The organism is Paenarthrobacter sp. AR 02, from assembly GCF_021538675.1.
In the GTDB taxonomy this organism is placed as follows: Bacteria; Actinomycetota; Actinomycetes; order Actinomycetales; family Micrococcaceae; genus Arthrobacter.
The window spans coordinates 782,554-806,332 of sequence record NZ_JAJUKH010000001.1 but is presented as its reverse complement, the minus strand read 5'-3'; the positions used below and the strand labels follow the sequence as shown (position 1 = coordinate 806,332).

Genomic DNA, 23,779 nt, shown 5'->3' with positions numbered 1-23,779 from the left:
TCAGCCTGAAAGTAAAGTTGAGCGCACGTGACTCAACTTTGGATTGACATCTTTCTGAGCCTGAGTACAGTTGAGTGCAGAACGCTCAACTAGCCGATTGTTGAGCAAGCTCCCGGCTCAACAACCCGCCCAGCGGACCAATGCCGGACGCAATCTCCAACATCGGCCATTGAAAGGAAACAAGATATGTCACGTGCAGTAGGTATCGACCTCGGAACAACCAACTCCGTGGTCTCTGTTCTCGAAGGTGGCGAGCCCACCGTCATCGCCAACGCTGAAGGCGGCCGCACCACGCCGTCCGTCGTTGCGTTCTCCAAGTCCGGTGAAGTCCTGGTTGGCGAAATCGCCAAGCGCCAGGCCGTCAACAACATCGACCGCACCATCGCTTCCGTCAAGCGCCACATGGGCACCGACTGGACCGTCGCAATCGATGACAAGAAGTACACGCCGCAGGAAATCTCCGCGCGTATCCTCATGAAGCTCAAGAACGACGCCGAGAGCTACTTGGGCGAAAAGGTCACCGACGCTGTGATCACCGTTCCGGCCTACTTCAACGACGCCGAGCGCCAGTCCACCAAGGAAGCCGGCGAAATTGCAGGCCTCAACGTCCTCCGCATCGTCAACGAGCCCACCGCGGCTGCACTGGCATACGGCCTGGACAAGGGCAAGGAAGACGAACTCATCCTGGTCTTCGACCTCGGTGGCGGAACCTTCGACGTTTCCCTCCTGGAAGTTGGCAAGGACGAAGACAACTTCTCCACCATCCAGGTCCGCGCAACCGCCGGTGACAACCGGCTCGGTGGCGACGACTGGGACAACCGCGTAGTCGAGTGGCTCCTGGGCCAGCTCAAGGTCAAGGGCATCGACCTCTCCAAGGACAAGATCGCCCTGCAGCGTCTGCGTGAAGCTGCGGAGCAGGCCAAGAAGGAACTGTCCTCCTCCACCAGCACCAACATCTCCCTCCAGTACCTCTCCGTCACCCCCGACGGCCCGGTCCACCTGGACGAGCAGCTGACCCGTGCCAAGTTCCAGGACCTCACCAAGGACCTGCTGGACCGCACCAAGAAGCCGTTCAACGACGTCATCGCAGAAGCCGGCATCAAGGTTTCCGACATCGACCACATTGTGCTCGTCGGTGGCTCCACCCGTATGCCTGCTGTCTCCGAGCTCGTGAAGGAACTCGCCGGCGGCAAGGAGCCCAACAAGGGCGTCAACCCGGATGAAGTTGTAGCCGTCGGTGCTGCACTCCAGGCCGGTGTCCTGAAGGGTGAGCGCAAGGACGTCCTCCTCATCGACGTCACCCCGCTGTCCCTGGGCATCGAAACCAAGGGTGGCGTCATGACGCACCTGATCGAGCGCAACACCGCTATCCCCACCAAGCGTTCGGAAACCTTCACCACCGCTGACGACAACCAGCCGTCCGTGGCCATCCAGGTCTTCCAGGGCGAGCGTGAATTTACCCGCGACAACAAGCCGCTGGGCACGTTCGAACTGACCGGCATCGCTCCGGCGCCGCGTGGTGTTCCGCAGGTCGAGGTCACCTTCGACATCGACGCCAACGGTATTGTCCACGTGTCCGCCAAGGACAAGGGCACCGGCAAGGAACAGTCCATGACCATCACCGGTGGCACTGCACTGTCCAAGGACGACATTGACCGCATGGTCCGTGAAGCCGAGGAGCACGCAGCAGAGGACAAGGCTCGCCGCGAAGCTACGGACACCCGTAACTCCGCTGAGCAGCTCGCCTACTCCGTGGACAAGCTGATCGCCGACAACGACGACAAGCTGCCTGAAGAGGTCAAGACCGAGGTCAAGGCCGACGTCGACGCCCTCAAGTCCGCGCTGGAAGGCACCGACGACGCCGCCGTCAAGACTGCGTTTGAGAAGCTGCAGGCTTCCCAGACCAAGCTGGGCGAAGCCATCTACTCGCAGGCCTCCGCTGCTGATGCTCCGGGTGCCGGTGCAGAAGGTGCACCTGCCGGCGAGCAGGGTTCGGCTGACGAGGACATCGTCGACGCCGAGATCATCGACGAAGACGAAGCGAAGAAGTAGCCATGCCTCATCACGGCAACGAAGCAGAGCACTCTGAAGGCAACGAGCCGCGCAAGCCGGTGATCCGGGACAACCGCAAGGTTGACCCGGAGACCGGGGCGGCCCGCCACCCTGAGGGCGAGGCCGCGGCTCCTGCCGAAGGCAACGCTGCTCCCACGGACGGTGACGCCCTCTCCCAGGCTGAGGAAATCCTCAACGGGGTAGAGGTGCCGGCTGCAGAGTCGGTAGCCTCCGGTGCCGCAGCTGAAGCCCAGGCAGCCGAACTCCGCAACGACCTCCTCCGCCTTCAGGCTGAGTACGTCAACTACCGCAAGCGCGTTGAACGAGACCGGGCCGTAGCGGGAGAGATGGCCGTCATCGGCGTCCTGAACTCCCTCCTGCCGGTACTGGACGACATCGACGCTGCACGCCAGCACGGTGACCTCGAAGACGGCCCCTTCGCCGCCATCGCCGCCAAGCTGGAGACCGCGCTGAAGACGTACGGACTGGAGCGAATCGCGGAAACGGGTGTCGAATTCGACCCCACCGTCCACGAAGCACTCATTCAGCAGCCCGGCGAGGACATCCAGGTGGATACGGTCAGCCAGGTCCTGCGCTCCGGATACCGCTCGGGTGAGCGGGTCCTGCGTGCAGCACAGGTGATCGTCGCGGTTCCCGCATAAGGTGAGTTGACCGCAGCGCGAAGTGGAATATGGGCCCCGGGAGTGGCATCGGGCCTGCCGGAGCGTGGCGGCTCAAGTCCGTTAGGACTGAGCCGCCACGCGTAGGGGCGGGGGCCCATATTCCGCGTAGCGCAACGTAACGACAGATTTGAAAGGAAACGCTCTTGGCCAGCCAGGACTGGGTTGAAAAGGATTTTTACGCGATCCTTGGTGTTGCCAAGGACGCGTCCGACGCGGATATCAAGAAGGCGTACCGCAAGCTTGCCCGCCAGTACCACCCGGACACCAACGCCGGGGATGCTGCCGCGGAGAAGAAGTTCAAAGACATTTCCGAGGCCTACTCGGTGTTGTCGAGTCCTGAGGACCGGCAGCAGTACGACGCCATCCGTGCCATGGGCGGCGGTGCCAGGTTCGCCCCGGGCGCCGGCGGCCGGGGCGGTGCGGGAGGCAATGGCGGGTTCGAGGACCTGTTTGGTGGCCTGTTCGGCGGCGGACCGGGTGCCCGCCAGCCCCAAGGCGGCGGTATTCCTCCGGAGTTCGCCGACCTGTTCGGTGGCGGATTCGGCGGGGCCGGGCAGACCGGCTTCCAGCGGGCGCCTCAAAAAGGTTCGGACCGCACCGCCACCACGACCATCTCGTTCGCCGGCTCCATCAAGGGCACCACGGTGAGCCTGCGTGAGAGTAACGGCAACGTCATCGACGTGAAGATTCCCGCCGGCATCAAAGATGGCCAGAAGGTCCGCCAGCGGGGCAAGGGCAATGTTGGTCCGGCCGGCAACGGCGACCTCATTATCACTGTCAACGTGAAGCCGCACGACTTCTTCCAACGCGACGGCAACAACATCCGCATCCACGTGCCCGTCACGTTCGCGGAAGCCGCGCTTGGCGCCACCATTGAGGTTCCCACGCTCGACGGCGACACCGTCAAGGTGCGCGTCCCGGCGGGCACGCCCTCGGGCCGCACCCTGAGGGTCAAGGGCCGTGGCGTGAAGACGTCCAAGGCCACCGGCGACCTGCTGGTGACCATCGACGTCGCGGTTCCGCAGAACCTCAACAAAGAAGCGGAGGAAGCCGTGAAGGCTTTCGCTGCGGCCACCACCGACGCTGATCCTCGGCACGACCTGGCCGCAAAGGCCCGGTTGTAAGGAGGCGGTGATGGGCATCGACGTCAACCAGCCGATCTTCGTCATCTCCGTTGCTGCGGAGCTTGCCGACATGCATCCGCAGACGTTGCGCCAGTACGACCGGCTGGGCATCGTGTCGCCCAGCCGTGCGCCGGGCAAGTCCCGCCGCTATTCGCAGAACGACGTCAACAAACTGCGGGAGGTCCAGCGCCTCTCGCAGTCCGGCGTCTCACTTGAAGGCATCAAGCGCATACTCGACCTCGAAAACCAGGTTGCTGCCCTGCAATACCGGGTAGCTGAACTGACAGAGGAACTGACCCGCCGTCGCGCGACAGGGGACGCCCGCATCTTCGCGGCGGGAGCTGCAGGCGACGTCGTCTCGCTGGCACGTGGCCAGCGTCCCCGGGCGCGCTCCCAAGCCGTTGTGGTCTGGAGGCCGCGGCAGGGTGAAAGCCGCTAGGCGGTCACCGTGTCGGCATGCCGGTGGGCCACTTTCCATTCCCCACCCTCACGGCGGTAGACCTGGGTGGCTCGGAGGACATACTGACGTGGCTCGCCGTTGATTGAAGCCGAGGTGTGCTCTAATCCGGCGGTGTAGGCCATGTCTCCTATGACGTCGTAGGCCTGAAGGTCGAAGCTGTACGAGAGGCAGTCAGAGAAACTCTCCGCCAGCGCAGCAAAGAGCTCGTCCAACTCTTGCTGGCCGTGGGCGTCACGGAACGCGCCGAGCACGCTGACGGGCTCGTTCCGTGACCAGATCGCCCGGCGTGCAGAGGCATCGCCGTTATGGAGGGCAAGTTCCGCTTGATAAAGGGTGGACCTGACCCATTCAAGGAATTCTTCGGTCCCGCTCATGCCTCCAGTATGCGCCTGTCTAGCGCTGCCGGTCCCAGCTGACCACAACGAGTACAGCCCCGTTATCGGTGCGTTCCACCTTGGTGACGATCTGCTGTTCAGCTGCACCCATGGCCCTGATCTGCTGCCGATAGTCCTCGATATGCGCCTGCAAGGACTCTTCTGTCCATTCGCCCGGCCGCATCCGGGTCGAAATCTCGACTGGTTCCTCGCGGACCAGGATCTCCTCGGGCTCGCTGGGCGGGGCAGGTTCCGGCGTCCGCGCTGGGGGCACCAGCATGCGGAAGGCGAAAACTCCGCCCGCCACGCCTGCAACAAGGCCGGCCGCGATGAGCCAGAGCGTTCGCCGGGGTCCGCGGCCCGCGGGGGTGGTTTTCTGAAGCGCCGTGTTCTTTGCAGTTTTGTGTGCCATGGGAATTCAACTTTCCTGTCGGCGATCTTTGTCCGTGCTCGTGGCGCAATGGGCCCGCAGCTCCAGCGTATGCATATTCAGGGGCTGGAGGAACCCGCGGCAGGTGGAACCACAGCAAGAACCTGTCCCAGGGAACCTGTGGCACACGCACCGAAACGGGCAGATAATGATGGCATGGCACGGCAAGCAGCGCACGTGCTGATGGCCTGAGCATCGACGCATTTTCGCGGACCTGCTCGTGTGGTGAGGAACTCCGGTGTCGTTGTCGGAAGAAGAACGCAGGAGCTTGGAGGAGCTGGAACGGGATCTTGCTGCAACGGATCCCGAACTCGCCTCGCAGCTGACGTCGGGCCGCCCGCGAGGAGAAATGGCCCGCATCATTCTGGGGAGCCTGGCTGTCCTTGCCGGGTTCGTGATGGTGATCGCGGGGATCATGACCCAGCTGGTGTTCCTGGGCGTAATGGGTTTCCTGCTTGCCAGCGCAGGAGCCTACTGGCTTTTCGCCAGGGCATCCCTTCGGCGGCGGATCCAACGGCACGACGGCGAAGCCGCACCCTAGCCGGCGCTCCTGAACCGCTTGTTGGGCTGCTTAGGGAGCCGGGGGCACGGGCGGCTTGATGGGCTCAGCCGGTCGCTTGGCCGGCTCGGGTTCGCCCGGAGGCACCATGGCGCGCCACGCCAGTACGGCTGCCGCACCGACAGCAGCTGCGGCCAGCGCCACCAACAAACCACCACGACGGGAGCGCCGCTGCGGGGCTTTCCGGCTCAGTGCCTGGGTGGCCCGCTTAACGGCACGCGCGGCAGTGCGTTGGGCTTCCTTGGCCGTCTTCCTGTTGCCGGTCAGGGTGAGCATCACGCCGTGGACAACGGACGGGACATCGGCGTGGTTGATCCGGGACAACGCCCATCCAACCACTGCCTCGGTCTGCGCGGATGTGCCTTCGGCAGCGTGGCCTACCCATTCGCGGGCCAGGTCCTGTGCAGCGGGAATGATGTTCTGTGCTTTGTTCATGGTGCGCCCCTAACGGAGTAGATGGCTTCGTGTGCCAGCCTACGCTGGAGTCCCTTGGGCTAAAAGATGCCAGACCCGGTTCCCGGGCTAGTCGCGGACCACGGCCGCCAGCTCCACCGGGTTCTCCAAGCCGGCCCACGTGCCGCTGAGGGTCAGCTCTCCGTGCAACTCGGGCGCAGCAGCAGAGTTCGCGGAGACATCGGCGGCCACATCCAGGACTCTGGCTACTTTCAGCCTCAACCCACCCGCATCAATAATCGTCACGCCACTGCCCGATACCGGCGCCGAGGCACTCAGGGCGGGTACGCCGTCGTCGAGCTGTCCGCTGCCCTTGACCGTAACGGTGCTGGGGCGCGGTTCGGGCTCGCCGTCGACGAACTGCTCAGCTTCCCGTTGGCCTGTCAGGATCGCGGTTGCGAGGGCCTTGACGTAGATGGGGTCGGCGCAGGCGTCGTACACCCAGCGCTTGCCCAGGACCGAGTGCTCCATGGTTCCGATCAGCCAGTCCTCGGCACCTGCGAGCTCGTAACCGCGGTAGCTGAGGGGGACCTGGTAGATGCGCTCACCAGCAGTGACCACATGGGTTTCGAGGCCCACTTCGCCTGCGGGATCGTCAAAGCGGTAGGCGCCAATGAGCTCCGGCGCGCCGTCCTGGATGAACCAAGGTTGGTTCGGCAGGTAATCAGCGATGAGTTCGAGCTTGGACGGGGACAGGGTTGCCTTGTGAATGATCGCCATGGTCTCCAGCCTAGGGCAGGGGACTGCGGTCCCTGGCACCCTGCACCGATGGCTGGCGCACGAGCGACCCGGTAGCGGCGCCCACCATTCCCTCCACCGCGCGGGCCAGGTGACTGCCGCGGTCGTTGACGCCGTCCCAGCGGACCAAGGCCTGCGCGTTCAGGCCGTCCACCATGCCCAGGATCTGCCAGGCGACGGCGGCCGCATCGGAAACGTTGAATGCTCCGGATGCGTTCCCGTCCTCAACCACTCCTTGGAAAACCTTCTGCCAGGCGTCCATTTGCTCACGGACGGATGCGGCGAGGGCTTCGTTGCGGCGCCCGAGCGTCCATGCTTCAACCCAGATGGCCGTGACATCGAGCCTGCTGTTGTCCAGGAGTGTGTCCACCAGCAGGCTGAGCCGCTCGGAGGGCCCGGGGAGTCGGCTCAACAGGGCTGCGATTTCCTGTGTTTCCGCGGCCACGATGGTGGCAAACGTGTTGGAAACGAGCGCGTCCATGTTGGGCTGATAGTGAGCCACCAGGCCCGAGGCGACTCCTACCCGGGCAGCCACATTGCGCAGCGTCAGGGCGGTAAGGCCCGTCTCCAGTGCGATCTGGCGGGCGGCTTCCGTGATTTCTGTGGCGCGTTCAGCCGGGGACTTCCGGACCGCGCGCTTCTGTGGAGTGCTTGACATCAAGGACCAGTCTAGATTACCTTTTCAACATTATTGATCGTGCGATCAACAAGACAATGAAACGCAGACGAAGGAGTCACCCATGGCTTGGAAAATGCCAGCCGAAACCGCGCCGCATGAACGCACCTGGATGGCTTTTCCGCGCCCCGGACTGACCCTAGGCGACGACGCCGCCTCCGCTGAAGAGGCCTACGCGGCCTGGACCGCCGTCGCGCATGCCGTGGCAGAATTCGAACCCGTCACCATGGTGGTTGACCCGAGCGAGCGCCAGCGCGCTGCGCGCATGCTGGGCAGCGGCATCGAGCAGCTCGAGGCCCCGTTGGATGAGTTCTGGATGCGCGACGTCGGACCCACCTTTGTGCTGGATGACGAACGTCCCGGCGTGCTTGGCGCCGTGGACTGGATCTTCAACGGTTGGGGTGCGCCCGCATGGTCCGAATGGCAGAAGAGCGCAGGCATGGGACGCTTCGTCGCGGAACAGTCGGGCGCTGAACTGGTCAGCTCGCTGTTGGTCAACGAGGGCGGTGCCATCCACGTGGACGGCGAAGGAACCGTGCTGGTCACCGAGACGGTGCAGCTGGATCCGGGCCGGAACCCCTTCGCGGACAAGGCCGCAGTTGAGGCAGAACTCGCCCGGACCATCGGCGCCACCAAGGTCATTTGGGTTCCCCGCGGGCTGACCCGCGACTACGAGGACCTGGGCACGCGCGGCCACATCGACATGGTGGCCACGCTCCCCACCCCAGGCCGCATCCTGCTGCACTCCCAGACCAACCCGGAGCACCCGGACCACGACGTCAGCCGCACGCTCCAGGCATTCCTTGAGACTCAGACGGACGCGGCGGGCAAGCCCTTCGAGATAGTCCCTCTGCCGGCTCCGGCAACGCTCCGCGACGACGACGGCTTTGTGGACTGGAGCTACGTCAACCACCTGGTGGTCAACGGCGGCGTGATCGCCTGCGGTTACGGCGAAGAGCGTGCCGACTCCCTTGCCGCAGAAATCCTGGCGGAGGCCTACCCGGGCCGCCGCGTCGTCACCGTGGACGCCCGGCCCATTCTGGCCCGCGGCGGCGGCATCCATTGCATCACCCAGCAGCAGCCGCGTCTCAACGGAACACCGATTGCCGGAGGCGCAGCGTAATGGCTCCATTCGACGTCGTTGAAGCCTCCATTGCTCAACTGCGCGGGGCACTTGAATCGGGTGAGGTGACCAGCGAGGAACTGACCCAGGCATACCTTGACCGCATCGAGGCCTACGACCACAACGGCATCACACTCAACGCATTGGTGGTCATGAATCCCGATGCGTTGGCGGATGCCCGGGCATCGGACGAACGTCGGGCGCAGAGGGTGGCGCTCGGACCGCTGGACGGCATCCCGTACACGGCCAAGGACAGTTACCTGGCCAAGGGGCTCACTGCCGCCGCCGGGTCGCCTGCCTTTGAGAATCTGGTGGCGCAGCGCGATGCGTTCACCATCGAACGGCTTAGGGATGCCGGTGCGGTGCTGATCGGCCTGACCAACATGCCGCCCATGGCCAACGGCGGCTTGCAGCGTGGCGTGTACGGACGCGCCGAAAGTCCCTACAACGCGGACTTCCTGACGGCAGCGTTCGGTTCCGGTTCATCCAACGGCTCCGGCACCGCGACAACGGCCAGCTTCGCGGCCTTTGGCCTGGGCGAGGAGACGTGGTCAAGTGGCCGCGCACCGGCGTCGAACAATGCTTTGTGCGCCTACACGCCCTCCCGCGGCGTTATCTCGGTGCGCGGCAACTGGCCGCTGGTCCCCACAATGGACGTCGTGGTGCCGCACACCCGCACCATGGCCGACATGCTTGAGCTTCTGGACGTGATCGTGGCCGACGACGCTGAGACGCGGGGTGATTTCTGGCGCGCACAACCGTGGGTTGAGATCCCGAAATCGTCCGAGGTCCGGCCGGAGTCCTACGTGGCGCTCGGTTCGGAAACGCTCGACGGCGGGCGGTCGGCTTTGCGGGGCAAGCGCTTCGGCGTGCCACGCATGTATATCAATGCAGACCCTGACGCCGGAACCAGCGAGCAGCCGGGGATCGGCGGGCCTACCGGGCAGCGCATTGAGACACGCGCTTCCGTGATTGACCTGTGGGAAGCTGCGAAGCGGGACCTGGAAGCTGCCGGCGCTGACGTTGTACTGGTGGACTTCCCCGTGGTCTCCAACTACGAAGGCGACCGGCCCGGCGCGCCCACCATCGCCACCCGCGGCCTGGTCAGCTCCGAGTACCTCAAACGTGAAATCGAGGACCTTTCGGCCTGGGCGTGGGACGACTTCCTGCAGGCCAACGGCGATCCCGCCCTCAACAGGCTTGCCAATGTGGATGGCGAGGCCATCTTCCCCCACCCAAAGGGCGCCCTCGCGGACCGCTACACCGGATTCGACGACCACATCGCCGGCTATCCCCGGCAGGTCCGCGAGTACGGTGTCTCCCACTTCACCGAGATCCCCGAGCTGCAAGCCGGAGTCCGCGGCTTGGAGGAGACCCGGCGCATTGATCTGGAGGACTGGATGGACGAGCTCGGACTGGACGCGGTCCTGTTCCCGGCAGCGGCCGACGTCGGACCTGCCGACATGGACATCAACCCGGCATCGGCGGACCTCGGCTGGCGCAACGGAGTGTGGGTATCCAATGGCAACCTTGTCCCGAGACACCTGGGCATCCCGACGGTCACTGTGCCGATGGGAACCATGGCGGATATCGGCATGCCTGTGGGCCTCACCTTCGCAGGGCGCGCCTACGACGACACGGCACTGTTGGCATTGGCCGTCGCCTTCGAAGCAACGGGTTGGCGCCGCACGGTTCCACCCCGGACGCCGGCGCTCTAGCGGCTTCGCGGCCGGCCCTGCGCTCCTGCCCAGTTACTTCCGTGCTGTCATCGTAATTTTGCGGCGACTCCCGCGCGTCGGCCATCGTTTTGCGCCTGCTGGGGGAGGTAACTGGGAAGGAACGCGGGCAAGCGGCCTTTCCCCGATGCGTGAGGGGGCCGCTGCTCTGATTACAATCAAAGGGACGTCGACCACTGAGGGAATCATGAAGAAACTCACCACTGTCCTGATCGCTGCCGGGCTCATCGCCTCGGCATCCGCCTGCGCCGCCCAGCCGCAGCTGACTACAGCAGAAACCTGTGACCGGGTTGGCGTCGCCGCAGCCGGCATCCCGAGCAACCAGAGCAAGACCGCCACGACCCGCGTTGCCAACGCCATCCGGCCCCTCGAAGCGGTGTCTTCCACCGAGATGAAGCCCGTGGTGACCGCAATCCTGGAGTTCATGGATGAGCAGTCCAAGGAAAGCCCGGACGAGGCCAAACTGGCCGAACTTGGTCAGGCCTACCAGGAAGCCGGCACCAAATACGGCGAGCTCTGCCGCGGCTAATGACGCCCGCACGCTGAACACGCTGAGCTGAACACTTTGAGCTGAACTCACTGAAGGGGACCGGTTGAAGAACCGGTCCCCTTTGTGTTCCCCCAACGCTCTCTCACATCCCGCCTGCTTCGGACTGGCGCTCTCTCACGTCCCGTCCCCCTAATCCAGAACCCTCTCTCACGTTCCGCCCGTTTGGACCTGACGCTCTCTCACGTCCCGCCCGTTTCGCCCTGACGCTCTCTCACGTCCCGCCCGTTTCGCCCTGACGCTCTCTCACGTCCCGCCCCGACCCTCTCTCACGTCCCGCCTGTTTTGGCCTGACGCTCTCTCGTTCTCTTAACCAAAGTGGGGACTGTCGGAGGGACTGTCGGAATAACGGTGGATCCGGGATGTGAGGGAGGGTTTGGGGGGGGTGGAGTAGGCTCGCGGGATGACGGATTCCGATACCAAAGCCCGGCTTCTCGCTGCCTACGATGAACAACTCCGCACCGATGCCGAGACTCCAAGCGCTGTGGCGGTCAAGGAACTTGGCCCGCTCCGGTTGGTGACCTTCAGAGGTGGTCGTGGCTTCATCACGTACCAGGATCTGGCTGGCTCGGACGAGGAAGGGGTCCGCAGCTTGGTGGAAGCGGCCGTTTCCTACTTCGAGGGCCAGCCGGAGATTACGCGGATCGAGTGGAAAACCCGCGGACATGACCATGCTCCCGGGCTCCACGAAGCCCTGACAGCCCGGGGCTTCACCGCGGATGAACCGGAATCGATTATGATCGGTGATGCCAGGGCCCTCAATGTCGATGTTCCTTTGCCCGACGGCGTGACCTTGCGCCGGGTGGTGGAGGAAGCGGATGTGCGGGCCATGAGTGCCATGCAGGACGAGGTATTCGGCGATCCTGTTTCGGATGAGATGGCGGATGCCCTGCTTCATCGGCTTTCGCTGAACGACGGCATGGAACTCTGGGTTGCAGAAGCTGACGGCATCATTGTGAGCGCCGGGCGGTTGGAACCCGTGGAAGGGACCGACTTTGCCGGGATCTGGGGTGGAGCCACCCGACCGGAGTGGCGGGGCCGCGGGATCTACCGGGCCCTGACAGCCCGCCGCGCCCAGGCGGCTTTGGCCAACGGAAAAGCACTCATTAACAGCGATTCAACCGAGTACTCCCGCCCCATTCTGGAACGCTCTGGCCTGCTCAAGGTGTCGACGACGACGCCGTACCGCTGGGTGCGTGGCTGACTAATTGCGCCCCTAAGACAGAGTGTGTATAGATGTATACAAGTACACCTTCTCTTTTGGCGGCCCTGAATGTCTGATCCACAACCCCGCAACACGGGGGCACACTTTGTTTACCTCGAGCTCAAGCGGCAAATCCTTGACCTCGAACTCAAACCCGGAACACGCGTTTATGAACCCGCGATGGCAACCGCGCTGGGGGTGAGCCGAACCCCACTGCGTGAAGCCATCCGCCGCCTGATCTCCGAGAGCCTCTTGGAACAGCAAGCCACAGGAGGTGTCCTGGTCCCGGCCCTCGATGCGAAAGTCATCGCCGAGCTGTACGACGTACGCGCCGCGCTGGAGTCCTTAATGGCTCGCGAAGCCTGTGCCCGGGCCACGGACCAGGACATCGAGAACCTTGAGGGAATCCTTGAGCGCAATGCAGCGATGGTGGGATTCGCGGACGAAGCCATGAAGTACGGCGTGACCCTCCACGCCACCATCGCCTCGATCGCGGGAAACTCGTGGGCCCAGCGTTTCCACCAGCAGATCGGAAGCCAGGTTGAGCGCTACCGGTACTTCACCAACAACTCGGCGGAGCGGCGTGAGGAAGCCCTGGCAAACCACCGCTTGCTCGTCGCCGCGCTCGCTGACAAAGACCCGGACCGTGCAGCGAAGATCGCCTTCGATCACGTTATTGGAGCCCGCGACGAGACACTTCGGATGATCTCCTGCAAAGGAATCGACGCCGAATGATCGGTGAACTGGGACGACGCTCGTCCACGGCCCTCCTGGTCCACTCGGCCCTCATCCAGGCGGTAACATTCCTGGTCCGGCCGGCTGCCACATACAGGGCCCTTGAGCTCGACGTTCCTGCGTTTGCCCTGGGTGTCCTCGCGGCCAGTTACGCCGTCTTTCCCTTGCTGCTCGCCTTGCCCATCGGCGGACTGGTGGACCGCCTGGGTGAGCGAAAGCTCATGGCGATCGGGGCCGCCGTCGTCCTTTCATGTTCTGCGTTTTTGCTCTTTTGGGGAACCTCGGTGGCCGCTCTCGTGGCAGGAACGGCGCTTCTTGGTGCGGGGCAGTTGGCATGCGTGGTGGGGCAGCAGGCGGTGGTGGCGAACAATGCTGCTGCGTCCCGACTCGACTCGGCCTTTGGTTACCTGACTTTTGCAGCGTCTTTGGGCCAGGCATTGGGTCCGTTGGCGATTTCACTGGTGGGCGGTGCCTCGGTGCGCCCTAACACGCAGGCGATTTTCACCCTGTCGGTGGCGATGAGCCTGGTGATGTTCCTGACCACGTTCGTCATTTCGGGAAAGGTGAGTAGGCGCGGGGGCAAAGCCAAGTCGCCGGACGCACCCAAGGGCGGTGCGGTCGCGCTGCTGAAAACGCCGGGAGTCATCCGGGCGCTGGCCACCAGCGCTACCGTTCTCGCCGTCGTCGACCTGACCGTTGTCTACCTTCCCGCGCTCGGCGCCGAACGCGGACTGACCGCGGCTACGGTGGGCCTGATGCTGACGGTCCGCGCAGTGTTCTCGATGGTCTCGCGCATTGGGCTGGGCAACATGTCCCGCAAACTTGGTCGGATGAAGCTGCTGGTGCTCAGCTTGGCGGTATCAACGGTGGCGCTTGCCGTGGCCGCGATTCCCATGCCCGTGTGGCTGCTCTTCGTGGTCATGGCCTTCCTGGGCCTGGGGCTCGGAATTGGCCAGCCCCTGACCATGTCCTGGCTTTCGGCCCAAGCTCCGGAAGGGCAGCGCGGACGGGCACTGGCTTTGAGGCTCGCGGGAAACAGGGTGGGCCAGGTGGTCCTCCCCAGCGCCATCGGCGTGGTGGCTGTGGGCCTTGGTGCGGCGGGGGTGTTCCTGGCATCCGCCGTGGCCGTGGGCGGAACCATGCTGCTGCTCCGCGGGGTGCGGCTGGACGACTGACCGGCTGAGCCTACTCCGCGAACAGCGCCGCCAGGTCCTCCGCCGTCAACGAACCACCGGCCAGGGCGTCACCTTCCATCACATCCGCGAACAGCTGCGATTTCTTGGCTTTCAAGGCCATGACCTTTTCCTCGATGGTGTCTTTCGCAACCAGCCTGTAGACCATGACGTTGCGGGCCTGGCCGATGCGGTGGGTCCGGTCCACGGCCTGCGCCTCGGACGCCGGGTTCCACCACGGATCCAACAGGAAAACGTAGTCCGCCTCGGTGAGGTTGAGCCCGAATCCGCCTGCCTTCAACGAGATCAGGAACACCGGGGCCGAGCCGTTCTTGAACTCGCTGACCACGTCTCCGCGGTTCCTGGTAGAGCCGTCGAGGTAGCAGTACTCAATGCCCTCGGCGTCCATGCGGTCGCGGACCTTGCCGAGGAAGCCGGTGAACTGGCTGAAGATCAACGTCCGGTGGCCTTCGGAGATGATGTCTTCCAGCTGTTCGAACAACACATCCAGTTTGGACGACCGCACGGCAGACAATGAAGAGTCCACCAAGGACGCGTCCAGGCTCAGCTGCCGCAGCAACGTCAGCGACTGGAAAATCGTGAAGCGGTTCTTGTTCACGTCATCGATCAGGCCGAGAATTTTCTGCCGCTCCCGCTGTAGGTGCGTCTGGTAGACCTTCTGGTGGCGCGGATTCAGCACCACTTCGAGGATTTGCTCCTGCTTGGGCGGCAGGTCCTTGATGACCTGCTCTTTGGTGCGGCGCATCATGAGTGGACGCACACGACGGCGGAGCTTACCCAGCTGCGCGGAGTCACCGTTCTTCTCAACCGGCTTTTGGTAGTTCTCCGCGAACCGTTTGGGGCTGGGGAACAGCCCCGGCGCCACGATCGAGGTCAGCGCCCAGAACTCCATGAGGTTGTTCTCCAAGGGCGTGCCGGTGATGGCCAGTTTGAACCGGGCCGGCAGCTTGCGTGCGCACTGGTACGCCTTGGATTGGTGGTTCTTCACGAACTGCGCCTCGTCCAGCATCAGCCCGGCCCACTGGAACGACGCGTAGGCATCGTAGTCAATGCGGAATAGCGCATAGGAGGTAATCACGACGTCGGCACCCGCCAACGCGTCCACGGGTGACAGTCCGCTCTTGGCAAAGGTCTCACCGACGGTCCGCACCACAAGGTCCGGAGCAAACCGCTGCGCCTCCAGGGCCCAGTTGCTCACCACACTGGTGGGCGCGACCACCAGGAACGGTGCACGGGGAGTCACGTCCGCTGACGGCCCTTGGACGGCAGTCGCGGTCTCCGCCGCCAGCTCCTTGGCCGCGCACATCAACGCGATGGCCTGCACGGTTTTACCCAGGCCCATGTCGTCAGCGAGCACGCCGCCGAGGCTGTGCTTGTAGAGGAAGCTCAGCCAGTTGAATCCCTCGAGCTGATACGGACGCAGCTCAGCGTTAAGGCTGGCCGGCAGCGGCAGTCCGGTCACGCCGTCGTCGAGCAGTCCACCGACGGCTTCGCGCCACGCGGCGGCTTGCTCGTCAACGATCCCGAGCTGTGCCAGCTCGTCCCAGAGCCCGGCTTGGAAGCGGCTGATCTGCAGGGTGCCGTCCTTGTTGTCCGGGTTGTCCTGCAGGGAGCGTGCCTCGTCGATCAGGGCACGCAGCTGATGGAGCTCGGGCAGGTCGAGCGAGAAGTAGGCGCCGCTGGGCAGCAACATGCGGCTCATGCCCGCGGCCAGGGCCGAGAACACCGCGGCAAAGGACACCGGTTCGCCTTCGAGCGTGATCACGATGCCGAGGTCGAACCAGTCGCCGCTGGCAGTCTCCTTCGTGGAAATCGAAACGACGGGAGCTTCGGCTGCTTCACGGTAGTCGGCAATGTCACCGGAGGTTTCCACCACGACGTCGGGCAGTTCCTTCAGCGCGGGCAGCACCTCCTCGGTGAATGCCAGGGTGTCCAAACCGCTGAGCTCGGCAGAGGCCGCGAGCCGCGGAGCGCCCCAGCCGCCAGTGGAGGACTCGGCCAGCGCAGATACAACGTCCCAGGGCCGCCCCAGCGACTCCAGGATCCGGGCTTCCTCCGCGTCATCCCTGTAGCCGCGGTCCTCCGGGTGCCGCCACAAAGGCTGTGCAGTGACCAGCGTGCCGGATTTGTAGTGCCATTCCCAGTGCAGCCGGACCTTGTGGTCGTTGCCGTAGTTGGCCAGCAGGGACAGCGTGGGGACCGCCAGTGTAGGCAGCTCAACGGACTCATCCGCGGCCTGCACGGGTGTGGATTGCCGCAACTTCGGGTAGAACGAGGTCAGGAAGCGGCTCTCATCCTCAGCAGGAATCTGAAGGGTTTGGCCATCGGTAACGAACTCCAGGAGCTCCTCGGTGACACCGCCCTCAATGGGAGCCAAGGTGATCAGGTTATTCTGCTGCGGGACACCGGGCAGGGAGTCGCCCGAATGCGTGAAGAAAATGCCGTTGGCCGGCTTGCCCAGGAAGCCCACGGACGCGGCGTCAACAGGCTCCCCGCCCACGGTCACTGACGGCGCGAGCTGCAGGCCGCCGTCGTGCGTTTCCTGTTCTGTGCCGCCGCGGCCCTCGCCAAGGCGCGCCAAACTCAGGCCGACGACGGCGGGTTGGGTCTCGACGCGGACGGGCTCGCTCCCAGCCGAGTGGATGAGTGGGATGCCGGCTTTGGCGGCGTCGGAAAGGAGGGTCCACAGGTTCTTGGCAGCGAAGTCGTTCAGGCTCAGCCACAAGGCGCCCGACGGCTGCTGGCGGCCGTTGCTGGAACCGTGGGCGGCGAGGAAAGTCTGCAGCCATTCGACGTGGATCTCGTTGAATTCGCGCCGGAAACTGATGTAGCTGAGGTTGTTCCAGGAGACGTCGCCGCGGATCCATTTGCCTTTCGCGCCCATCATGACGGGGCGGGCCTTGAGCTGGCGGACGCTGCGCATGGGGTCGCGTCGGCCTGTGTAGGAGAAGTGCGCGGCGGGCTCTTCCACCTCGAACTGGAGTGCGAGCTGAATGCCTGCCGCGCTCGGAGCAGTGCCTGGTTTTGTGATCAGCCTGTTGAGGGCTTGTTCCCAAGCCGGACGGGCGGTGCCGCCCTGCTGGCCCGAGCCCAGGCGCGATGTCTGGATGCCGGGTGCCTGGGAAAGGAGCTGCGCGCGGATGGTGGGGTGATCCTCAGCCGTGAACAACAACGCGGCCACATGCTTGCAGTCCTTCCGGACCGGGCAGCTGCAGATACCCACAGTGCAGCTCCAGCCGCTGGGCTTACGGACCAGTTTTGCCGACGTCGAATAAGGCTGGGGGCCGTTGCCGCGGACCTTGCCGAGGAGGAGCCCTGTCGCCGGATCGAACGAAATCCCCGTAACGCGGCTGCCCATTGCGTACGCCAAACCGGCCGCCAAGGAGCGGTCGTTGATGGCAGGAGTCTGTATGGCCAGTTCCCAGGTTTCATCTGTGTGGGACGGCATGCGTCGGGCTACTTTCGGCAGGAGGTTATCTGCTCAATCTTAGTCAGCAGAAAACGGCTCCCAAACTTCGCCCTCCGTTAACCTCAACCTCGATTGCGGCGCAGCTCCCACGCGTACGTTGAAAGAGTCCGGAGCACCATCAGCTTTCAGCAGTGAGGATTCCCCATGACTACCAACGAGTACCCCGTCGTCCTGAACAAGGCCAGCTTCGAAGCAGGCAATGCGGATGTTGTGGATTCCAACGTCAACGTCGTGAACGAGATGTACCAGGAACTCCTGAACAGCGACGAAATCGCCACCGCTGCACTCAACAGCTATTTCGTGGACTTCTACCTGACCCAGGCACTGGCCGGCGGTTTCGCCCAGTACGTCTTCACCGCACCGGAACGTGAAGAAGTGGACGGGTACGTCCGGGCAGGACTTTCGGAAATGGGCGCGGTCCGCCACCTGGACTTGTTCAACCGGACGGCAGCCGCCTTCGATGCACTGACCGACGACGAAGCCGAGGCCTACCTCGACGGGGAGCTTGACGAGTCCGAAGCACCGATCCCCGCTGTCGCGCTTCTGGATGAACTGGACGGCGAGTTCGAAGCCCTCCTCGAAGAGGAAGACATCATCGACCTCAACGCCACCTACCTCCGTGACCAGTCCGAACTGCTGGTCCTCTCTGAAGAGGACATCGAGGCACACATCGCCGAGCGCGTCGCGCAGGTCCCGGACCTTGCCGAGCGCCAGGCCGAAGCCGAGGAAGAAGCCCTCGCCAACGCCCCCGAGTTCGAGATCATCATCCGCGAGCTGTGCGACGTGGCTGGTTACGCCCTGGAAAAGATCACCATGGGCGACCCCAACTACCAGCACGACGGCGTCACCACCCTCGCCTGGCACTTCTCCACCGACCACGGCGACTACATCATGGTGGAGGACGACGACGAGGCCTTCATGATCCACCCCGAGACGAAGGAAATCATCGCGGCCGTGGAGTTCGAGGAGTCCGACGAGTTCGCTGACGCATAGCCCGCTGGCCGGCTGGGTTTTGGGTTAGCTGGAGGGCCTTCGTTTCAGTTGGATGAAGCCCCAGATGATCGTCGCTTGCCAGAAGGCGAGTAAGCCGACCCAGATCCAGTCGAGGCCACCGTTCGTGGCGTTCATTACCATCGCAGTGAAACCCAGGGCCCAGGCCACTTCCTGCACGACGAGGAACGCCGGGCTGGGCGGATTCTTGGTGCCGTTTTGTGCCATCTTCCCTCCCCAATGAGTAGCCTGCAGTCTAACGGACCCCGAATTCGCTGGAACGGTGCGAGATCGCGGGTAGGCTCCGGCGATCTCGCACGATTCCCCGGGTTTCGGCGCGCCTCTGTCCACATAGCGCGTCTGGCTCCTTCTGCCCGGAGGACACCGTCACCAAGCTGGGCAGATGAACAGCACACTCGTTGAAACTCCTACGCCGTCATTCCGTCCGCTGCCTTCGCGAGGCAAACTGTGGCGCACTGATGAGTTACTCCGCCTTGGGCAGAACAGCCGAAGCATCAGGAAGTTGGTGGATTCGGGCGAACTGGTGAGGCTGAGATACGGGTGCTACGTCAGGGGAAGCACGTGGGGTGGCCTGGGGAGCAAAGGCCAGGCAATGGCCCGGATCATGGCACACGCGCACGGCACCCTGACAACATCCACGGGCGGCTTCGTCTACAGCCACTTCTCCGCAGCACGGCTTCATGAGCTGTACATCTGGGGCGTGGACACGAGGGTGCATGTCCTTCACAAGGTCCGGCCGTCGGCGGACCGATGGGGAAAGGACGTGTGGGGCCACACGGAACCCTTCGGTGAAGAAGACGTGGCCACGGTCAAAGGCCTGAGGGTAACAACCCTTGAGCGTACGATCGCTGACTGTGCCCGGTCGCTGAGCTACCCGAAGGCGCTGGTGATCGTGGACCACGGCCTGCGCCTGGGCGCCAACGTTAATAGGCTCGAGGCAATGGCCCGTGTCGCCGCTGGAAAACGGGGCATCCGCACGTTCCGAAAAGCCCTGGAAAACGCGGACCCACGGGCTGAATCTGCCGGCGAGACCCTGACCCGTGAGCTCATTCAGAGGCTCCGCATTAAGCCTCCACGGCCACAAGTTGAGGTCCAGTCCCGCGTCGGCCTCCATCGGATGGACTTTGCGTGGGAAGAAGAAAAATTGGCGCTCGAGTTCGATGGGCGCGCCAAATACTTCGACTACAAGCCCACGGACGAGGTCATCTTCCAAGAGCGGCGACGCGAAAAGGCCCTCATGGAGGAGGGGTGGCGTTTCATTCGGGTGGAGTGGAAGGACCTGTTCCAGGAACGCAGTTTCAAGGAACGGATACTTCGCGCGCTCGGTTAACAGCCTGGGATTGGTGGCCTTGGAGCGCGAGTTCGTGGGAAAGCTGCCCAATAGCCGGAGCCTTCCAGCGTTGGGGCAGGTTTCCCGCGAACTCGGCGCCCCACGCCTGCCGTTCCCGCGAAGTCGGCGCACCAAACTCAGTAACCGGAGGCCGCGGCACCCTTGACCATGTCACCCGTGGGGCTCACCAGGTACCAGACACTACCAACGCCTTGGCCGGTCACATCGCCTGGGGCCTTGTCCTTGGCATAGTAGTAGAGCGGCATGCCGTTGAGGGTTACCTGCTTCTTGCCGTCCGGCGAGTTGATGGTTCCCACCTTGCCCGTGACGCCTTCAACGGCGGGTGCGTCCGACGTCGTGGTGAAGATCGGCCACGCAGTCAAGCAAGCGTCGACGCAGGCGCTCTTACCTGAGTCCTTAACGTCCTTGGTGAAGAAGTAGAGGCTCATCCCTTTGCTGTCCACCACGATCTGGCCGGCACTGGACGAGGCGGTTTTCATCTCCGCAGCCGCGGAGGTGGCCATGGAGGAGGCGGACGCTGATCCCGAGGAGGCGGACGAAGGCGCCGCGGACGAAGCCGGCGGGGGAGCGGACGACGTGCTGGTTCCTGGACTTCCGCCACACCCCGCCAGTGCAGCGCTCAACAGCAACGCTCCGATTCCAAGGCTGAGTCGTGTTGTCATCTCTAGCTCCTTTGCTCGGCCGGCCGGGATGAGTCGGCGCTAACCCCTACGACGCGGATGGGGGAAGAATGGTTCACGGGACTGAACCGTTTCTGCGCGGCAGGCGTCGTATGAGCGAAGGGGCAACCGGGAAGGGGTGGATATGCCGCTGGATGAGGACGTGGTGGCTGCGATCTACCGCGACCACGGCACGGCCCTGAAGCGCTTTGTGCTCAGCTGCACACCGGACGCCCACCAAGCCGACGATGTTGTGCAGGAGACCATCCTGAAAGTGTGGCAGCATGCCCCACAAATCACGGGCAGCCTCCGCAGCTACCTCTTCCGCACGGCACGCAACGTGATCATCGACAATTATCGGAAGGCGCAGCGCCGTCCTGCCGAAACCGGAGAACACGACCTTCCCGACCATGCCGCCACCGAACGCGTCGATGAGCTGCTGAACCGGGTCCTCATGGAGGAGGCCCTGCTCCGGCTCAGCCACGAACACCGCGAGGTCCTGGTGGCCTTGCACTACCAGCGGTTCACCGTCAGTGAGGCAGCACTGCAGCTGAACATCCCGGCGGGAACCGTAAAATCCCGGGCTTTCTATGCTGTGAAAGCCCTCCGAACAATCCTTGACGAAATGGGGGTGGAACGATGAACGGCAACTCCGTCCACCAATTGCTGGGCGCCTATCTTTTGGGCGGGCTCGACCCCGTGGAGGAGGCCGCCTTCCGGGACCACCTCGCCCATTGTGCCGACTGCCGTCACGAGCTGGAGGAACTGGAAAGCCTCCCCGCCTTGCTCGACGCCGTCCCCGCGGCTGACGCTGTCGCCCTCACCGCGGCGGGGGGTGCCGGCGCCCTCGCGCCGCTGGAACCTCTGCCCGAGGCGCTTCCGGAGAAGGTGCTGGTCGATTTGTCGGTCCGCAGGCGGAAATCACGACGCCGGTGGGCGGCTCTGGTGGGTGCAGTCGCCGCTGCTTGCCTGGCAGTTGGGTTCCTTGCCGGGCCGCTGCTGAACCAGGCACCGAAGCCTGATGCGAGCTACTCGCTCCAGTCGGACAGCGGATTACAGCTGACGGTGGGCATGGTGAAGAAAACTTGGGGCACCGAGCTAGAGGTGGAAGGCCGGAGCATGCCCCTCCAAGGGACGTTGTATTTGTGGGTGAAGGGCAGGGACGGGGCCGAGGAACGAACCTGTGGCTGGACAGCGACACCAAGCGGCCGGATCAAGATCACCGGCGCAACCCCGGTGCAGTTGGCGGGCATTGCCGGTGTTGAGTTGCGTGACGACACCGAGAAGACCGTGGCGTCGATTTCGGTGCCTTAGGCCTCAGCGCTCCGTGGCCTCCTGCGACCGGAGCTCTGCCACGAGGGCAGGATCCTCGCAGGCCTTGGCGAACGCCTCGATGCGTCGCTCGATTTCCCGGCCAAGCAGCCAGCTGCCGATCCGCTCTGCCACCGGCTTCAGCAGCGCCGGGCGGCACGAAAAGGTGTACTTCCAGACTGCCCGGGTGCCGCCGTCGTCCGCTGTGAACCGCCAACCGCCACCAAAGTTCTCAAAGAACCAAGGCCCGGTGACCATGGTCATGCCCACGTTGCGCGGTGGCGCGTACGAGACGTATTCGCTGACCATTTTCAGGCCCATGCGTGACACAGTCCTGGTGCGCACGCCCTTGCCGGCCGTCGTGGCGCCGTCCAGGAAGCTTTGCGAAGAGATGAACGGATCCCACTTGAGACGGAAGGCGCCAGTGGTCTGGGAGAGCGCGAAAGCTGTTTCGGGATCGAGGCGGATGAGGCGCTCGGCGCGGACCTGCGGCATCTTAGTTCCCCTGCCCCGCGCCGACCACAAGGAAGACCATGAAGACCACACCAAAAATGTTGACCGCCATGATCGCAAGCCCGATGATGCCGGTAATGCGGCCCGCGTTCATTCGCCCGGCTCGGAACACAGCGATCAGCCCACAGACCACGGCCACGATGGCGAGCAGGACAGCGACACCCGCCAGCACCAAAGCGCCGAACCACCAGGCATCGTTGCCCTGGTTGTAGCGGCTCACCGCCGAAGCGACGGCTGCTACGCCCAAGGGGATGCTGACAACCGCCGCGATGGGTGAAAGGACCGCGGAGATGATGCTGGTGATGCCGGCGCCCAGGCCACGATTGCCGGACCGTTGGGGTTGCTGGTAGTAATCGACCGGCGGCTGGTAGCTCATGGTTCCCCCAATAAGTCCTGGCTAGATCTTGCGGTATGTGAGGTCGAAAATCATGCGGCCGGCCTCATGGGCTTTGTTCTCGAAGCTCGTCCGGATGCGGCCCTCGAAGCGCGGAGCCCAGCCGCCCTCCTGGTCCACGCCTTCGTTCGGGCCCGTGTGCTCCGTGCTGACCGGGGCGCGGCCCTCCCGGACCGGAGCGCCACCCACAACGGACTCGACGCCGGATTGCCAGACTTGCGTCAGCGGGCTCTCCTCGCCACTGCGCTCGCCGTCATGCATGTTCTCAAACTCCGTGGAGCCGGCCAGGACTTCCCGGACGTGCACGGCATAGTTGGACCAGTCCGTGGCGATGCGCCAGTAGCCACCCTTTTCCAGTGCCTTGGCCGCCACGGCCGCGAACGCCGGCTGGATCAGGCGGCGTTTGTGGTGCCGTGCCTTATGCCAGGGATCCGGGAAGAACACCCAGAGTTCGCTGACCGACCCGGGCGGAAGCATGGACTCGAGAACCTCGGGAGCGTTGGCTTCCACGACGCGGACGTTGGTCAGCCCGCGGCTGTTGATCTTGATGATGGTGTTGGCCAGTCCCGGCGTGTAGACCTCGACGGCAAGGAAGTCCTTGTCGGGGTTCTGCTCGGCTGCGTGGACCACGGCATCGCCCAACCCGGAACCGATCTCGACGATCAGCGGAGCCTTGCGACCAAACACGGCCTCGGCGTCGAACGTGTAATCCGGGTGGACCGAGGTGTTGGCGACGTGGCGGGGCACCTGGATGGCCCAGCGCTCGGCGTGCTCTTCCCAAGCGGCCTGCCTGCGGCCCTGCAAGCGGGTGCCCCGGCGCACAAAGCTGACCGGGCGGCCGCCGTAGGTGCCGAACGAAGCCTGGGTGCCGGGCGTGACTGGTCGCGGGGAATCTGGGGTTTCACTCATCCCTTCCAGAATACTTTGGTTCGGATGCGGGGATTCTCTGCGTTCCGGATCAGACGACCAGTGCCAGTCCGCGGC

The 23,779-nt window shown here is 64.1% G+C and carries 26 protein-coding genes; 15 read left to right on the top strand and 11 right to left on the bottom strand.

Translation table 11 applies throughout. The features are described from left to right. Positions 1–186 precede the first annotated feature (186 nt). From dnaK to LRQ04_RS03725, 4 genes are all read left to right on the top strand, one after another. Positions 187–2,052: a molecular chaperone DnaK gene (gene dnaK, locus LRQ04_RS03740; protein WP_235517784.1), complete on the top strand. Its 1,866-nt coding sequence runs from the start codon at positions 187–189 to the stop codon at positions 2,050–2,052. Positions 2,053–2,054: 2 nt separating this feature from the next. Then, positions 2,055–2,714, top strand: coding sequence for a nucleotide exchange factor GrpE (locus tag LRQ04_RS03735; RefSeq protein WP_235517783.1), 660 nt, complete (start codon positions 2,055–2,057; stop codon positions 2,712–2,714). 164 nt (positions 2,715–2,878) lie between these two features. Next, on the top strand, positions 2,879–3,859 hold the full coding sequence (locus LRQ04_RS03730; protein ID WP_235517782.1) for a DnaJ C-terminal domain-containing protein: 981 nt from the start codon (positions 2,879–2,881) through the stop codon (positions 3,857–3,859). Positions 3,860–3,869: 10 nt separating this feature from the next. After that, positions 3,870–4,298, top strand: coding sequence for a heat shock protein transcriptional repressor HspR (locus LRQ04_RS03725; RefSeq protein WP_235517781.1), 429 nt, complete (start codon positions 3,870–3,872; stop codon positions 4,296–4,298). Here LRQ04_RS03725 and LRQ04_RS03720 read toward each other — a convergent pair. Both LRQ04_RS03720 and LRQ04_RS03715 read right to left on the bottom strand, forming a co-directional pair. Beyond that, positions 4,295–4,693 carry a nuclear transport factor 2 family protein gene (locus LRQ04_RS03720; protein ID WP_235517780.1) on the bottom strand — a complete coding sequence of 133 codons (399 nt, stop codon included), beginning with the start codon at positions 4,691–4,693 and terminating at the stop codon, positions 4,295–4,297. The two genes, LRQ04_RS03725 and LRQ04_RS03720, sit on opposite strands and share 4 nt — an antisense overlap. A gap of 19 nt (positions 4,694–4,712) precedes the next feature. Further along, positions 4,713–5,105, bottom strand: a complete 393-nt coding sequence (locus tag LRQ04_RS03715) for a hypothetical protein (protein WP_235517779.1) — start codon at positions 5,103–5,105, stop codon at positions 4,713–4,715. Between the two features lie 256 nt (positions 5,106–5,361). Here LRQ04_RS03715 and LRQ04_RS03710 point away from each other — a divergent pair, with 256 nt between their 5' ends. Next, positions 5,362–5,664: a DUF3040 domain-containing protein gene (locus LRQ04_RS03710; RefSeq protein ID WP_235517778.1), complete on the top strand. Its 303-nt coding sequence runs from the start codon at positions 5,362–5,364 to the stop codon at positions 5,662–5,664. Between the two features lie 30 nt (positions 5,665–5,694). On the opposite strand, the gene LRQ04_RS03705 is transcribed toward LRQ04_RS03710, so the two are convergent. The 3 genes from LRQ04_RS03705 to LRQ04_RS03695 form a co-directional block, all read right to left on the bottom strand. Further along, positions 5,695–6,117 carry a hypothetical protein gene (locus LRQ04_RS03705; protein ID WP_235517777.1) on the bottom strand — a complete coding sequence of 141 codons (423 nt, stop codon included), beginning with the start codon at positions 6,115–6,117 and terminating at the stop codon, positions 5,695–5,697. A gap of 87 nt (positions 6,118–6,204) precedes the next feature. Continuing rightward, the gene (locus LRQ04_RS03700) at positions 6,205–6,855 is read right to left on the bottom strand and encodes a hypothetical protein (RefSeq protein WP_235517776.1); all 651 of its coding nucleotides are present in this window, start codon (positions 6,853–6,855) and stop codon (positions 6,205–6,207) included. Between the two features lie 10 nt (positions 6,856–6,865). Further along, the gene (locus LRQ04_RS03695) at positions 6,866–7,531 is read right to left on the bottom strand and encodes a TetR/AcrR family transcriptional regulator (protein ID WP_235517775.1); all 666 of its coding nucleotides are present in this window, start codon (positions 7,529–7,531) and stop codon (positions 6,866–6,868) included. An 82-nt stretch (positions 7,532–7,613) separates the two neighbouring features. On the opposite strand from LRQ04_RS03695, the gene LRQ04_RS03690 reads away from it, so the two are divergent. The 6 genes from LRQ04_RS03690 to LRQ04_RS03665 all read left to right on the top strand — a co-directional run bounded on the left by LRQ04_RS03690 (position 7,614) and on the right by LRQ04_RS03665 (position 14,069). After that, complete coding sequence (locus tag LRQ04_RS03690) at positions 7,614–8,672, top strand: agmatine/peptidylarginine deiminase (protein WP_235517774.1); 1,059 nt, start codon at positions 7,614–7,616, stop codon at positions 8,670–8,672. Then, positions 8,672–10,390, top strand: a complete 1,719-nt coding sequence (locus LRQ04_RS03685; RefSeq protein WP_235517773.1) for an amidase — start codon at positions 8,672–8,674, stop codon at positions 10,388–10,390. The genes LRQ04_RS03690 and LRQ04_RS03685 overlap by 1 nt, the downstream gene beginning before the upstream one ends. 205 nt (positions 10,391–10,595) lie before the next feature. Further along, on the top strand, positions 10,596–10,937 hold the full coding sequence (locus LRQ04_RS03680; RefSeq protein WP_235517772.1) for a hypothetical protein: 342 nt from the start codon (positions 10,596–10,598) through the stop codon (positions 10,935–10,937). Positions 10,938–11,358: 421 nt separating this feature from the next. Beyond that, positions 11,359–12,159: a GNAT family N-acetyltransferase gene (locus LRQ04_RS03675; protein ID WP_235517771.1), complete on the top strand. Its 801-nt coding sequence runs from the start codon at positions 11,359–11,361 to the stop codon at positions 12,157–12,159. Between the two features lie 69 nt (positions 12,160–12,228). Beyond that, positions 12,229–12,894, top strand: a complete 666-nt coding sequence (locus LRQ04_RS03670) for a GntR family transcriptional regulator (protein ID WP_235517770.1) — start codon at positions 12,229–12,231, stop codon at positions 12,892–12,894. After that, positions 12,891–14,069: an MFS transporter gene (locus tag LRQ04_RS03665; RefSeq protein ID WP_235517769.1), complete on the top strand. Its 1,179-nt coding sequence runs from the start codon at positions 12,891–12,893 to the stop codon at positions 14,067–14,069. The genes LRQ04_RS03670 and LRQ04_RS03665 overlap by 4 nt, the downstream gene beginning before the upstream one ends. Positions 14,070–14,079: 10 nt before the next feature. Here the strand turns inward: LRQ04_RS03665 and LRQ04_RS03660 are convergent, their stop codons facing one another. After that, a complete protein-coding gene (locus LRQ04_RS03660; RefSeq protein ID WP_235517768.1) occupies positions 14,080–17,535 on the bottom strand; it encodes a DEAD/DEAH box helicase in 3,456 nt (1,151 codons plus the stop codon). Positions 17,536–17,700: 165 nt separating this feature from the next. Between LRQ04_RS03660 and LRQ04_RS03655 the strand changes: the two genes are divergently transcribed. Next, positions 17,701–18,549: a hypothetical protein gene (locus tag LRQ04_RS03655; protein WP_235517767.1), complete on the top strand. Its 849-nt coding sequence runs from the start codon at positions 17,701–17,703 to the stop codon at positions 18,547–18,549. A gap of 24 nt (positions 18,550–18,573) precedes the next feature. Here the strand turns inward: LRQ04_RS03655 and LRQ04_RS03650 are convergent, their stop codons facing one another. Further along, a complete protein-coding gene (locus LRQ04_RS03650) occupies positions 18,574–18,774 on the bottom strand; it encodes a hypothetical protein (protein ID WP_235517766.1) in 201 nt (66 codons plus the stop codon). A gap of 175 nt (positions 18,775–18,949) precedes the next feature. Here LRQ04_RS03650 and LRQ04_RS03645 point away from each other — a divergent pair, with 175 nt between their 5' ends. After that, entirely contained in the window at positions 18,950–19,897 is a 948-nt protein-coding gene (locus tag LRQ04_RS03645; protein WP_235517765.1) for a type IV toxin-antitoxin system AbiEi family antitoxin domain-containing protein, read from the top strand. A gap of 137 nt (positions 19,898–20,034) precedes the next feature. Here the strand turns inward: LRQ04_RS03645 and LRQ04_RS03640 are convergent, their stop codons facing one another. Then, the gene (locus LRQ04_RS03640) at positions 20,035–20,580 is read right to left on the bottom strand and encodes a hypothetical protein (RefSeq protein WP_235517764.1); all 546 of its coding nucleotides are present in this window, start codon (positions 20,578–20,580) and stop codon (positions 20,035–20,037) included. A 142-nt stretch (positions 20,581–20,722) separates the two neighbouring features. Here LRQ04_RS03640 and LRQ04_RS03635 point away from each other — a divergent pair, with 142 nt between their 5' ends. Both LRQ04_RS03635 and LRQ04_RS03630 read left to right on the top strand, forming a co-directional pair. Then, a complete protein-coding gene (locus LRQ04_RS03635; protein ID WP_211713707.1) occupies positions 20,723–21,220 on the top strand; it encodes a sigma-70 family RNA polymerase sigma factor in 498 nt (165 codons plus the stop codon). Further along, the gene (locus LRQ04_RS03630; protein ID WP_235517763.1) at positions 21,217–21,891 is read left to right on the top strand and encodes an anti-sigma factor; all 675 of its coding nucleotides are present in this window, start codon (positions 21,217–21,219) and stop codon (positions 21,889–21,891) included. Before LRQ04_RS03635 ends, LRQ04_RS03630 begins: the two co-directional genes overlap by 4 nt. 3 nt (positions 21,892–21,894) lie before the next feature. Here LRQ04_RS03630 and LRQ04_RS03625 read toward each other — a convergent pair whose 3' ends face one another. Genes LRQ04_RS03625 through trmB form a run of 3 tightly spaced genes read right to left on the bottom strand, consistent with a single transcriptional unit; the run spans position 21,895 to position 23,704 of the window. Continuing rightward, on the bottom strand, positions 21,895–22,383 hold the full coding sequence (locus LRQ04_RS03625) for a type II toxin-antitoxin system RatA family toxin (protein WP_235517762.1): 489 nt from the start codon (positions 22,381–22,383) through the stop codon (positions 21,895–21,897). A gap of 1 nt (position 22,384) precedes the next feature. Further along, entirely contained in the window at positions 22,385–22,777 is a 393-nt protein-coding gene (locus LRQ04_RS03620) for a hypothetical protein (RefSeq protein WP_235517761.1), read from the bottom strand. A gap of 21 nt (positions 22,778–22,798) precedes the next feature. Continuing rightward, on the bottom strand, positions 22,799–23,704 hold the full coding sequence (gene trmB / locus LRQ04_RS03615) for a tRNA (guanosine(46)-N7)-methyltransferase TrmB (RefSeq protein WP_235517760.1): 906 nt from the start codon (positions 23,702–23,704) through the stop codon (positions 22,799–22,801). Positions 23,705–23,779 lie beyond the last annotated feature (75 nt).

Coding starts and splice junctions, on each gene's coding strand:
- dnaK (WP_235517784.1), top strand. CDS start 187: ATGTCACGTGCAGTAGGTATCGACCTCGGAACAACCAACTCCGTGGTC.
- LRQ04_RS03735 (WP_235517783.1), top strand. CDS start 2,055: ATGCCTCATCACGGCAACGAAGCAGAGCACTCTGAAGGCAACGAGCCG.
- LRQ04_RS03725 (WP_235517781.1), top strand. CDS start 3,870: ATGGGCATCGACGTCAACCAGCCGATCTTCGTCATCTCCGTTGCTGCG.
- LRQ04_RS03720 (WP_235517780.1), bottom strand. CDS start 4,693: ATGAGCGGGACCGAAGAATTCCTTGAATGGGTCAGGTCCACCCTTTAT.
- LRQ04_RS03715 (WP_235517779.1), bottom strand. CDS start 5,105: ATGGCACACAAAACTGCAAAGAACACGGCGCTTCAGAAAACCACCCCC.
- LRQ04_RS03705 (WP_235517777.1), bottom strand. CDS start 6,117: ATGAACAAAGCACAGAACATCATTCCCGCTGCACAGGACCTGGCCCGC.
- LRQ04_RS03700 (WP_235517776.1), bottom strand. CDS start 6,855: ATGGCGATCATTCACAAGGCAACCCTGTCCCCGTCCAAGCTCGAACTC.
- LRQ04_RS03695 (WP_235517775.1), bottom strand. CDS start 7,531: ATGTCAAGCACTCCACAGAAGCGCGCGGTCCGGAAGTCCCCGGCTGAA.
- LRQ04_RS03690 (WP_235517774.1), top strand. CDS start 7,614: ATGGCTTGGAAAATGCCAGCCGAAACCGCGCCGCATGAACGCACCTGG.
- LRQ04_RS03685 (WP_235517773.1), top strand. CDS start 8,672: ATGGCTCCATTCGACGTCGTTGAAGCCTCCATTGCTCAACTGCGCGGG.
- LRQ04_RS03680 (WP_235517772.1), top strand. CDS start 10,596: ATGAAGAAACTCACCACTGTCCTGATCGCTGCCGGGCTCATCGCCTCG.
- LRQ04_RS03675 (WP_235517771.1), top strand. CDS start 11,359: ATGACGGATTCCGATACCAAAGCCCGGCTTCTCGCTGCCTACGATGAA.
- LRQ04_RS03670 (WP_235517770.1), top strand. CDS start 12,229: ATGTCTGATCCACAACCCCGCAACACGGGGGCACACTTTGTTTACCTC.
- LRQ04_RS03665 (WP_235517769.1), top strand. CDS start 12,891: ATGATCGGTGAACTGGGACGACGCTCGTCCACGGCCCTCCTGGTCCAC.
- LRQ04_RS03660 (WP_235517768.1), bottom strand. CDS start 17,535: ATGCCGTCCCACACAGATGAAACCTGGGAACTGGCCATACAGACTCCT.
- LRQ04_RS03655 (WP_235517767.1), top strand. CDS start 17,701: ATGACTACCAACGAGTACCCCGTCGTCCTGAACAAGGCCAGCTTCGAA.
- LRQ04_RS03650 (WP_235517766.1), bottom strand. CDS start 18,774: ATGGCACAAAACGGCACCAAGAATCCGCCCAGCCCGGCGTTCCTCGTC.
- LRQ04_RS03645 (WP_235517765.1), top strand. CDS start 18,950: ATGAACAGCACACTCGTTGAAACTCCTACGCCGTCATTCCGTCCGCTG.
- LRQ04_RS03640 (WP_235517764.1), bottom strand. CDS start 20,580: ATGACAACACGACTCAGCCTTGGAATCGGAGCGTTGCTGTTGAGCGCT.
- LRQ04_RS03635 (WP_211713707.1), top strand. CDS start 20,723: ATGCCGCTGGATGAGGACGTGGTGGCTGCGATCTACCGCGACCACGGC.
- LRQ04_RS03630 (WP_235517763.1), top strand. CDS start 21,217: ATGAACGGCAACTCCGTCCACCAATTGCTGGGCGCCTATCTTTTGGGC.
- LRQ04_RS03625 (WP_235517762.1), bottom strand. CDS start 22,383: ATGCCGCAGGTCCGCGCCGAGCGCCTCATCCGCCTCGATCCCGAAACA.
- LRQ04_RS03620 (WP_235517761.1), bottom strand. CDS start 22,777: ATGAGCTACCAGCCGCCGGTCGATTACTACCAGCAACCCCAACGGTCC.
- trmB (WP_235517760.1), bottom strand. CDS start 23,704: ATGAGTGAAACCCCAGATTCCCCGCGACCAGTCACGCCCGGCACCCAG.